The organism is Streptomyces sp. NPDC043870 (assembly GCF_056435785.1).
Map to the genome: position 1 here is coordinate 97,519 of NZ_JBWKDT010000020.1, position 11,042 is coordinate 108,560.

Sequence of the window (11,042 nt, forward strand, 5' to 3'; positions counted from 1 at the left end):
ACGACCGGTCCGACGGTTGCGCGGGGTCGGCATCAGGCGGATTGTGGAACCTGATGAAGCAGGCCGGTGAGGGCGTCATGAGCTACGCAAGGAAGGCGACCGGGGACGCCGACTTCCGTGGCCCGCTGGACGTCACGAAAGCCGCCACGCTCGTCCTCGACGCCCAGGACATGGTCATCGGCTGGAGTCCTGCGGCCCAGGAGCTCCTCGGCTACCGCCCGGACGAGATCGTCGGACGGCCCGTCGGCACCTTCCTGGTGGCCGCGGCCGAATCCGCGTCGGCCGGACGGACCGCCGGGGGCCCGGACCCGCCCGTCCCGGGGCGCGACGTGCAGGTCGCCGTCCACCGGGACGGTCACCTTCTGCAACTTGTCACTGCGGTCTGTTCCCTCTCCGGTACCGGCCCGGCGGAGCGGGTCCTCGTGGCGGCCGACCGCGAGCAGCTCAGAGACTGGGAATCCCTGCTGGCCATGCTGCACGGTCTGGCCACCCAGTCACCTCTGGGTCTCGCCATCTACGACACCGATCTCCGTCTCGTATGGTGCAACGCCGCGTCCGAGGCGGAGCTCGGGCGGCCGCTCGCGGAAGTCCGGGGCGGGCTCGCCGACGAGCTGTACCCCGAAGGCAGATTCGTGACACGCGGATATCCGGAGACGCTCGACGGGGTCATGCGCCAGGTGCTGGAGGCCGGAGAGCCGATCCTCGACCTGCACTTCCGCGCGGAGCAGCCCAGCGACCCCGGACGGGAACACCTGTGGTCCTGTTCCTACTACCGGCTGCAGGACGCGGACGGCCATGTGATCGGCCTGTGCGAGGACGCGTTCGACATCTCCGACCGCTACGAGGCGCAGCGGCAGGTCAATCTGCTGGTCGAGGCCGGGCGCCGGGTCGGAACCACGCTCGACGTGATCGTCACCGCGGACGAGCTGGCCCAGGTGGCGGTGCCCGGGTTCGCCGACCGTGTCGAGGTCGATCTCGCCCCGGCGGTGCTGGACGGTGAGGTGCCCGGCAGCTCAGGCCAGGCGGGCATCGAACTGGTCCGCGCCTCCTCCCGCTCGGCAGCACCCGGCGGCGCAGCGGACACCACGGGTGCGTGGGGCCGTCCACCGCGTCCGGTGCGGTACCCGGACGGCTCACCCCAGCACCGCAGCCTTGCCTCGGGCGGGCTGGTGGTCGAGGACAACACCCTGGTCGCGCCGCTGCGCGCCGGGGGCAGCGCCCTGGGCCTCGTCACCTTCGTACGCGGCGGCGAGTCGGGCGTCTTCGACAGTGGTGCCGTCGCGGTGGCGGACGAGCTGGTCACCCGTGCCGCGGTGTCCGTCGACAACGCTCGCCGCTTCACCCGCGAACGCGCCGCGGCCCTGGCACTCCAGCGCCAGCTCCTGCCCCAGCATCTGGCGCCGAACTCGGCGGTCGAAGTGGCCCACCGCTATCTGCCCACGGACGATCTGAGCGGCGTCGGCGGCGACTGGTTCGACGTCATCCCGCTGTCCGGGACGCGCGTCGGGCTCGTCGTCGGGGACGTGGTGGGCCATGGGCTCCACGCGGCGGCCACCATGGGACGGCTGCGGACGACGGTACGCGCGCTCGCACCCATGGACATGCCTCCCGACGAACTCCTCAAACGGCTCGACGATCTCGTGGGGCAGTCGTCGGAGCACAGCGCCGACGCCCTCTGCGAGTGTCCCGGCGACGACGCTGTCGTCCTCGGTGCCACCTGCCTCTACGCGGTCTACGACCCCGTGTCGCGGAGCTGCACCGTGGCCCGCGCGGGCCATCTGCCGCCCGCGGTCGTGGCACTCGACGGACACGTCAGCTTCCCGGATCTGCCGGCCGGCCCACCCCTGGGGCTGGGCGGGCTGCCCTTCGAATCCCTCGAGGTCGAACTGCCGGTGGGCAGTCTGGTGGCCCTCTTCACGGACGGTCTGGTCGAGGCCCGTGACCGGGACATCGACAAAGGGCTGGAAACCCTGGGGAGGGTCCTCGGCGAGGGCGCGGATTCCCTGGAGGAACTCTGTGACCGTGTCATCCGCGAACTGCTTCCGGGCGGCACGACCACCGATGACACGGCCCTCCTGCTGGTCCGTACGCGCGAGCTCGACAGCGGCAGGGTCGCCGCCTGGGACCTGCCCGCGGAACCGGTCGCCGCCGGCCGCGCGCGGGAGCTGGTCGCCGGCCGGCTGAGCGACTGGGGCCTGGACGAGCTGGTGTTCTCCACCGAGCTGATCGCCAGCGAGCTGGTCACCAATGCGGTCAGGTATGCCGAGGGGCCGCTGCACCTGAGGCTCATCCACGACCGCACGCTGGTGTGCGAAGTCGCGGACGCCGGGCACACCGCGCCGCACCCGCGCCACAGCGGGGACGACGACGAAGGCGGGCGCGGACTGTTCATCGTCGCCCAGCTCGTCCTGCGCTGGGGGACGCGTTACACCAGCGGCGGCAAGACCGTCTGGACGGAACAGGCACTGCCCTCGGACTGACGGTGTCGCCGCACCCCCGCCGTGCCCGGCTGGTCGGTGGTTGCGGGAGCGGCGCAGCGAGGCCCAGGAGCTGCGGTCCTGCTATGTGGCGCTCAACACCTCGGCCCGGCAGTATCTGACCGCGCTCACCGACCAGTTGCACGCGCTGGGCCGCGACGAGGATCCGCGGTCCGTGCGGCAGCCGCTGAGCGAGGCGCGTGACCAGCACCGGGTCGTGTACGCGGAGGCCCAGATGCGGGTGCCGGGCGCGTGCTCGAACTCGCGAACATCGTGCCCCGTTCCGCCTTGATGCGCTCCAGCCGGTCCTGACAGGCGGCGAGTTCGCGGGAGCGCTCGCTCAGCTCGTGCTCCGTGGTCGCCAGCGCTTCCTGCGCCGCTGCTGCCCGCTCCAGGGTCTGCCGGGTCCGCGGCGCCGGCGCGTCGTCCAGCGCGTACAGGGCGGTCAGGGCGTCGGCCCCGTCGGAGCGGAAGCAGCCCAGTCCGGACGCGAAGTCCCAGAGCAGTCCCACAGCTGCCACCGCACCCTTTCCGGCCGGCGTTCCGCAGGTCAGAAAAGGTGTGGCGGCGTTCCGTCAGATGTCGCGGAAGATCTCGATCTGCGCCCCCACCGAGTTCAGCCGCTCCGCCAGATCCTCGTAGCCGCGGTTGATGACGTACACGTTGCGCAGCACCGACGTACCCTCGGCCGCCATCATCGCCAGCAGGACGACCACGGCGGGGCGCAGTGCCGGCGGGCACATCATCTCGGCGGCGCGCCAGCGGGTCGGGCCCTCGACGAGGACGCGGTGCGGGTCGAGCAGCTGGAGGCGGCCGCCGAGGCGGTTGAGGTCGGTGAGGTAGATCGCGCGGTTGTCGTAGACCCAGTCGTGGATGAGGGTCTGGCCCTGGGCGACGGCGGCGATCGCCGCGAAGAACGGCACGTTGTCGATGTTGAGGCCCGGGAAGGGCATGGGGTGGATCTTGTCGATCGGCGCCTCCAGCTTGGAGGGGCGCACGGTCAGATCCACCAGCCTCGTGCGGCCGTTGTCCGCGGTGTACTCAGCCGAGCGGTCGTGGTCGAGGCCCATCTCCTCCAGGACGGCGAGCTCGATCTCCAGGAACTCGATCGGCACCCGGCGGATGGTCAGCTCGGACTCCGTGACCACGGCGGCGGCGAGCAGGCTCATCGCCTCGACCGGGTCCTCGGAGGGGGAGTAGTCGACGTCCACGTCGATGGTGGCCACGCCGTGCACGGTCAGTGTGGTCGTGCCGATGCCCCCCACGCGTACGCCCAGCGTCTCCAGGAAGAAGCACAGGTCCTGGACCATGTAGTTGGAGGAGGCGTTGCGGATGACGGTGACGCCGTCGTGGCGGGCGGCCGCGAGCAGCGCGTTCTCGGTCACGGTGTCGCCGCGCTCGGTCAGCACGATGGGACGGTCCGGGGTGGTCGACCGCTCGACGACGGCGTGGTACAGACCCTCGGTCGCGGTGATGTCGAGACCGAAGCGGCGCAGCGCGATCATGTGCGGCTCGATGGTGCGGGTACCGAGGTCGCAGCCGCCGGCGTACGGCAGGCGGAACTGGTCCATCCGGTGCAGCAGCGGACCGAGGAACATGATGATCGACCGGGTCCTGCGTGCGGCTTCCGCGTCGATCGCGTCCATGTCGAGGCGGGCCGGCGGGACGATCTCGAGGTCGGTGCCGTCGTTGATCCAGCGGGTCCGTACGCCGATGGAGTTGAGGACCTCCAGCAGCCGGTAGACCTCTTCGATCCGCGCGACACGGCGCAGTACGGTGCGGCCTTTGTTGAGCAGTGCGCCGCACAGCAGGGCGACGCAGGCGTTCTTGCTGGTCTTGACGTCGATGGCCCCGGAGAGCCGGCGCCGGCCGACGACCCGCAGATGCATGGGCCCGGCGTAGCCGAGCGACACGATCTCGCTGTCGAGCGCCTCACCGATCCGGGCAATCATCTCAAGGCTGATGTTCTGATTGCCGCGCTCGATGCGATTGACGGCGCTCTGGCTGGTGCCGAGTGCCTCGGCGAGCTGTGTCTGTGTCCAGCCCCGGTGCTGTCGGGCGTCACGGATGAGCTTGCCGATGCGTACGAGGTAGTCGTCTGCCATAGGGGCAGGCTATCTCAGATATGAGATGAGACGTCCAATGGGATGGACCATCCGGGTGACACCCTGTTTTGATGGTCCATCACTGGACCAACTCGGACAAAAGGTGTGGTCCATTCGGGTGGCTGCCGAGGGTGCGCCGCGCTGTCGCGAAGGCCGGTCGCACCACCATGAAATGGGTGCTTACGGCCGGATTGCGGCATCGTGCGGGCCGCTACCGGGGCGTCCGGGCATGACCGTTCAGCGGTCATGTACTAGAGTTATCTCGACATCGAGATATCTGTACGGAGGCGTACCGCACCGCCGTCCGCCGGGGTCGCTTACTAAGGGTGGCCTAACTAAGCCTTACCTTAGCGGATCGCTGGGAGGACGCAGGCGGCAGGATGCGGTCAGTACGCGCACATTGATGAAGGAGACTGTCGTGTCGGCGAACAGCTTCGACGCCCGCAGCACGCTGCGCGTGGGCGACGAGTCGTACGAGATCTTCAGGCTGGACAAGGTCGAGGGGTCCGCCCGCCTCCCCTACAGCCTCAAGGTCCTGCTGGAGAATCTGCTCCGCACCGAGGACGGCGCGAACATCACCGCCGACCACATCCGGGCGCTCGGCGGCTGGGACTCGCAGGCGCAGCCCAGCCAGGAGATCCAGTTCACGCCGGCCCGCGTGATCATGCAGGACTTCACCGGCGTGCCCTGTGTCGTGGACCTCGCCACCATGCGCGAGGCCGTCAAGGAGCTCGGCGGCGACCCGGCGAAGATCAACCCGCTCGCCCCCGCCGAGCTGGTCATCGACCACTCCGTCATCGCCGACAAGTTCGGCACCCCCGACTCCTTCGCGCAGAACGTGGAGCTGGAGTACGGCCGCAACAAGGAGCGCTACCAGTTCCTGCGCTGGGGCCAGACCGCCTTCGACGAGTTCAAGGTCGTCCCGCCCGGCACCGGCATCGTCCACCAGGTGAACATCGAGCACCTGGCCCGCACGGTCATGGTCCGGAACGGCCAGGCCTACCCCGACACCCTCGTCGGCACCGACTCGCACACCACCATGGTCAACGGCCTCGGCGTGCTGGGCTGGGGCGTCGGCGGCATCGAGGCCGAGGCCGCCATGCTCGGCCAGCCGGTCTCGATGCTCATCCCGCGCGTCGTCGGCTTCAAGCTGACCGGTGAGCTCACCCCGGGCACCACCGCCACCGACCTCGTCCTCACGATCACCGAGATGCTGCGCAAGCACGGCGTCGTCGGCAAGTTCGTCGAGTTCTACGGTGAGGGCGTCGCCGCCACCTCTCTCGCCAACCGCGCCACCATCGGCAACATGTCGCCGGAGTTCGGCTCCACCGCCGCGATCTTCCCGATCGACGACGAGACCCTGAAGTACCTGCGCCTGACGGGCCGCGACGAGCAGCAGGTCGCGCTGGTCGAGGCGTACGCCAAGGAGCAGGGCCTCTGGCTGGACCCGTCCGCCGAGCCCGACTTCTCCGAGAAGCTGGAGCTCGACCTCGCGACGGTCGTCCCCTCCATCGCCGGCCCGAAGCGCCCGCAGGACCGTATCGTCCTCGCCGGCGCCGCCCAGCAGTTCGCGCAGGACGTGCGCAACTACGTCGAGGACGACGACGAGGCGGGCAAGGAGTCCTTCCCGGCCTCCGACGCCCCGGCCGAGCACAACGGCGTCCCGACCCGCCCGACCCTGGTCACGGCCCCCGACGGCACCACGTACGAGATCGACCACGGCGCCGTCACCGTCGCCGCGATCACCTCCTGCACCAACACCTCGAACCCGTACGTCATGGTCGCCGCCGCGCTCGTCGCGAAGAAGGCCGTGGAGAAGGGCCTGACCCGCAAGCCGTGGGTCAAGACCACGCTCGCCCCGGGCTCGAAGGTCGTCACCGACTACTTCGACAAGGCGGGCCTGACCCCGTACCTCGACAAGGTCGGCTTCAACCTCGTCGGCTACGGCTGCACCACCTGCATCGGCAACTCCGGCCCGCTGCCGGAGGAGGTCTCCAAGGCGGTCAACGAGCACGACCTGGCGGTCACCTCGGTCCTCTCCGGCAACCGGAACTTCGAGGGCCGCATCAACCCCGACGTCAAGATGAACTACCTGGCCTCCCCGCCGCTGGTCGTCGCGTACGCCATCGCGGGCTCCATGAAGGTCGACATCACCCGCGACGCGCTCGGCACCGACACCGAGGGCAACCCGGTCTACCTGACCGACATCTGGCCGACCGAGGCCGAGGTCAACGACGTCGTCGCCAACGCCATCGGCGAGGACATGTTCAACAAGTCCTACCAGGACGTCTTCGCGGGCGACGCCCAGTGGCAGGCCCTGCCGATCCCGACCGGCAACACCTTCGAGTGGGACCCGCAGTCCACCTACGTCCGCAAGCCCCCGTACTTCGAGGGCATGACGATGGAGACCACCCCGGTCACCGACATCGCCGGTGCCCGCGTCCTCGCCAAGCTCGGCGACTCGGTCACCACCGACCACATCTCCCCGGCCGGCGCCATCAAGGCCGACACCCCGGCCGGCCAGTACCTCACGGAGCACGGCGTCGAGCGCCGCGACTTCAACAGCTACGGCTCGCGCCGCGGCAACCACGAGGTCATGATCCGCGGTACGTTCGCCAACATCCGCCTGCGCAACCAGATCGCGCCGGGCACCGAGGGCGGCTACACCCGCGACTTCACGCAGGCCGACGGTCCCGTCTCCTTCATCTACGACGCCTCGCGCAACTACATCGAGCAGGGCATCCCGCTGGTCGTCCTGGCCGGCAAGGAGTACGGCTCCGGCTCGTCCCGCGACTGGGCCGCCAAGGGCACCGCGCTGCTCGGCGTCAAGGCCGTCATCGCCGAGTCGTACGAGCGCATCCACCGCTCGAACCTCATCGGCATGGGTGTCCTCCCGCTGCAGTTCCCGGAGGGCGCCTCGGCCCAGTCCCTCGGTCTGACGGGTGAGGAGACCTTCTCCATCGCCGGCGTCACCGAGCTGAACGACGGCACCACCCCGCGTACGGTCAAGGTCACCACCGACACGGGCGTCGAGTTCGACGCGGTCGTCCGTATCGACACCCCCGGTGAGGCCGACTACTACCGCAACGGCGGCATCATGCAGTACGTGCTGCGCAGCCTGATCCGTAAGTAAGCGGTCCGGCCACGTACGAAGGGCCGCACTCCCGTCGCCCGGGGGTGCGGCCCTTCGCCGTGTCCAGCGCCGTACGCAAGCGCGAGGTCAGAGAGCGCCGTTCCGGACCGCCGTGACGAACGACGCCCAGCCCGGGGCCCGGAACACGAGCGCGGGGCCCTTGGGGGCCTTGCTGTCGCGGACGGGGATGACGCCGGGGACGTTGTCGGCGACCTCGACGCAGTTGCCTCCCGTGCCGTCGCTGTAGGACGACGTGCGCCAGACGGCATGAGCCAGATCGTGTGTGGTGGTCATGGGTTCGCGTAGTCCTTCGCCAGCGAGCGGAGCATGTCCAGGGATGCCGCAGGTGACAGCGCGGCGGCCCTTGCGAGATCGTATGACTTCATGCAGTGCTCGACCAGGGCGGGTTCGTCGATGAGTTGGCCGCTGCCCGCGCCTTCTGCGTACACGATGGTGGGTGCGTCGTCGAAGGTCATGATCGAGACCATGCTGTCGATGAACGCCTCGGTCATGTTGGCGAAGGTCAGCACCTGCACCATGATCCGGGTCCGCTGCGCCAACTCCATGATATGAAGCAGCTGTTCCCACATGGCCTCAGGGCCGCCCATGGGTGCTCGGAGCGCGGCCTCGGGGATGATTTCCCACAACACCGGGTGTGCTGGGTCGTCGAGGATCCGCTGGCGGTCCATCCGGGCGCGGACGAGCTGCTCTACGGTGTCCTGCGCGGCGAACGGCTGCGCGGTGCGCGTGACCGTGCGTGCGTAGCGTTCCGTCTGCAAGAGCCCCGGCACCAGCACGGGAACGTACTCACTGATCGTCTTCGCCTGCTGCTCCAGCTCCGCCGCGTCCGCGAAGTAGTCCGCCACCTTCGTCGTACGCGCCAGACGGCACAACCGCTGAAGATGCTCGCCGCTCCCCAGCACTTCATCCAGTTGCTTCGACAGCAGCTGCTGGGGCCGTCTCGCCGCCGACTCGAACTGGCCGATGTACGTACCCGAGCAGAAGACCAGCTCGCCGAGCTTCTCCTGGGAGTAGGGAACGGCCTCCCGCAGACGGCGCAGCTCCGAGCCGTAGAACGCGCGGGGGTCGGTGTACGGGTCCAGATCCTTGGGTGCAGGCACACCACCGAACGTATCCATGCCTGCACACTGTGTGCGGGAGATTCGGGAAACCGGCGGCCCGTCAGCCGTGCCCGGCCCCTGGCTCGCCGGCATGAAGATGACGTCGCCGGCGAAGATCCGCCCACGCTCCAGCCGGTGGAACGCGGGGGACGTGTACGCGCGGGCGGGCAGGGTCTCGCCCCGCTCCAGGGGAAGCTCCGCGACCCGGGTCAGTTCACCGAGCAGCGGGCCGAGGCCGGTGTCGGGCATCGTGCGACCGCCTTCCGTCATTGAAAACGCCAGGCCGCGGGTCCCGCCGGGCGGATCGACGCCAGGGCCGATCCGCCGGCACTTTCCGCTACATCCTTCGGACGACCCACGGCGGCGCCGCCTCGTCCTGCGGCCGGCCGCGGCGTCAGATGCGGTGCACGGTGTGCAGCTTCTTGGCGTAGGTGCCGGTGCCGTCCAGGAGCGAGGCACCGCCCAGGTCGGACATGGTCGGTCCGTTGCTGGTCTTGCGGCTGGACAGGAAGCGGCGTTTGCCGGCCGCGTCCTCGCCCAGGTAGATGCCGACATGGTCGACGGTGACGATCGGCAGGGCGTCGTCGCCCGAGTCGGCGTTGAACAGCACGAGGTCGCCGGGCTGCAGCAGAGTCGCCGTGGGCGGGTTCGTCCCGTCGGTCCGGTCGATACGCACACCGGGCGCGTAGTCGACCATGTGCCGGGACCTGCGCGGGATCCGGTTCCCCGAAGTGTCCTCGTCAGCGGCCATCGGCACGCCCATGTGGTAGCCGTAGACCATGCGGGTGTAGCCCGAGCAGTCGAGGTTGCCGATCTGTTTGCTGGACGGCCCGACGTAGGTCCCGTCGGGGAAAGTCCAGCCGAGGTTCATGTACTCGTGGAAGTCGGCGCCCTCGTAGCGGTAGCCCTGCGGGTCCAGGTAACCGTAGCCCGCCCCGCCCAGCACCTTCTTGCCGTTGGTCTGGCCGGCCCCGCTCGTCACGGCCGGCGCCCCGGCGAGGAACATCGCCGCGTACGCGAGCACGTCCGGCGCCGTCGAACCGGCCCAGCCGCGGATGGTCTGCTCCAGCTCCGGCGTCCAGTTCCCGTCGAACGGCTCGGGCAGCACCCGCACCCAGTCGCCGTGCGTGACGCTGGGGGGCACCGCCCAGTCGGCGGCGTCCACCTGGAAGCGGCTGACGGTCAGTTTCACCGGAAGGCTGGTGCAGCCGGTGCCGGCGAACGCGCGCAGCCCCACCCGGCCCTTGGCGATGGTGGGATCGCTGATGTCGACGGCCCACGCGGACGGCTCGGCGGCGCTCGCACGCCAGGCCTTGACCTGTATGCCCGCGCCCTCGCGACGGACCCGGATCGTCCACGCGGTGCCCGCGGGATTGCCCGTGGCGAGGGTGAGCGCCGAGGTCAACTGGGTGACGGTGTTGGCGACCTCCTTCTCGACCCGCAGCTCGACCGCGCCGGTCGTGAGAAAGGACAGCCGGGCCCGGTAGTTGTCGAACACACCGTCGTAGCCGAAGACAAGGGCGTACGAACAAGCCTGACCGGTGGGCACCTTGTCGAACGTGGCCGTGGTCCGCACGTCCACGTCGCTGATCTCGTCGTCGCGCACCGTCGCCCAGCGGCTCTTGTTCTCGGTGCTGACGTTGATGACGGCGCTGCCCGGCACCAGTGAGTAGTCCGTCGTCTTGGTGTCGGTGGGCCCGAACGTGGACCAACTGCCGCCGCCCGGCGAAGTTCCCCAGAAGTCGGGGTGATCGTCCTGCAGATCGACGTCGGGCGCGAGGCGCTGGAAGTCGTCCACGAAGGGCTTCTTGTTCTCGGTGAACGTACGCTCCGGGCCGGGCAGAACGACGGTCCGGGCCCCGTGGGTCAGCAGCGCGACCCGCTTGCCGCCGGAGGTGACCTCGGTACGCGCCGGGGTGCCCGGCAGCATGGTGGCGGTGAGCGGGGTGGTCAGCGACACCTGGGAGAAGAACGACGCGTCCAGCGGGACCAGGGTCACCGAGGACCGCGCCGAGCCGAGCCCCGCCGGGGCCGCGAGCGGCTGTACGGAGGCGGCGGCGGACTCGGCGGCGCGTGCGGGCGCGGCGGCCAGACCGCTGAGGGGGACGGAGGCGGCAGAAGCCGCGAAAGTGGCAAGCAGACTGCGCCGCGAAGTGTTCGACATGACGGTCATCTTCCGGCAGGCCCTCCGGTCACGATCACCGCC

General features: G+C 69.6%; 6 protein-coding genes and 1 pseudogene. 3 read left to right on the forward strand and 4 right to left on the reverse strand.

Features of this window, described 5'->3' with window-relative positions; translation table 11 throughout:
• Positions 1–77 precede the first annotated feature (77 nt).
• Both AC0699_RS23585 and AC0699_RS23590 read left to right on the forward strand, forming a co-directional pair.
• Positions 78–2,480: an ATP-binding SpoIIE family protein phosphatase gene (locus tag AC0699_RS23585; RefSeq protein WP_478663490.1), complete on the forward strand. Its 2,403-nt coding sequence runs from the start codon at positions 78–80 to the stop codon at positions 2,478–2,480.
• A 43-nt stretch (positions 2,481–2,523) separates the two neighbouring features.
• Positions 2,524–2,724, forward strand: a pseudogene (locus AC0699_RS23590) (hypothetical protein); the annotation flags it as partial.
• A 328-nt stretch (positions 2,725–3,052) separates the two neighbouring features.
• On the opposite strand, the gene AC0699_RS23595 reads toward AC0699_RS23590, so the two are convergent.
• Positions 3,053–4,582, reverse strand: coding sequence for a helix-turn-helix domain-containing protein (locus AC0699_RS23595; protein ID WP_469771394.1), 1,530 nt, complete (start codon positions 4,580–4,582; stop codon positions 3,053–3,055).
• A 418-nt stretch (positions 4,583–5,000) separates the two neighbouring features.
• Between AC0699_RS23595 and acnA the strand changes: the two genes are divergently transcribed.
• Positions 5,001–7,715, forward strand: coding sequence for an aconitate hydratase AcnA (gene acnA, locus AC0699_RS23600; RefSeq protein ID WP_478663494.1), 2,715 nt, complete (start codon positions 5,001–5,003; stop codon positions 7,713–7,715).
• A gap of 87 nt (positions 7,716–7,802) precedes the next feature.
• Here the strand turns inward: acnA and AC0699_RS23605 are convergent, their stop codons facing one another.
• The 3 genes from AC0699_RS23605 to AC0699_RS23615 form a co-directional block, all read right to left on the reverse strand.
• A complete protein-coding gene (locus AC0699_RS23605) occupies positions 7,803–8,009 on the reverse strand; it encodes a DUF397 domain-containing protein (protein ID WP_478663496.1) in 207 nt (68 codons plus the stop codon).
• Positions 8,006–9,085, reverse strand: a complete 1,080-nt coding sequence (locus AC0699_RS23610) for a helix-turn-helix domain-containing protein (protein ID WP_478663499.1) — start codon at positions 9,083–9,085, stop codon at positions 8,006–8,008. The genes AC0699_RS23605 and AC0699_RS23610 overlap by 4 nt, the downstream gene beginning before the upstream one ends.
• A 145-nt stretch (positions 9,086–9,230) precedes the next feature.
• Entirely contained in the window at positions 9,231–11,000 is a 1,770-nt protein-coding gene (locus AC0699_RS23615) for an NlpC/P60 family protein (protein WP_478663501.1), read from the reverse strand.
• Positions 11,001–11,042 lie beyond the last annotated feature (42 nt).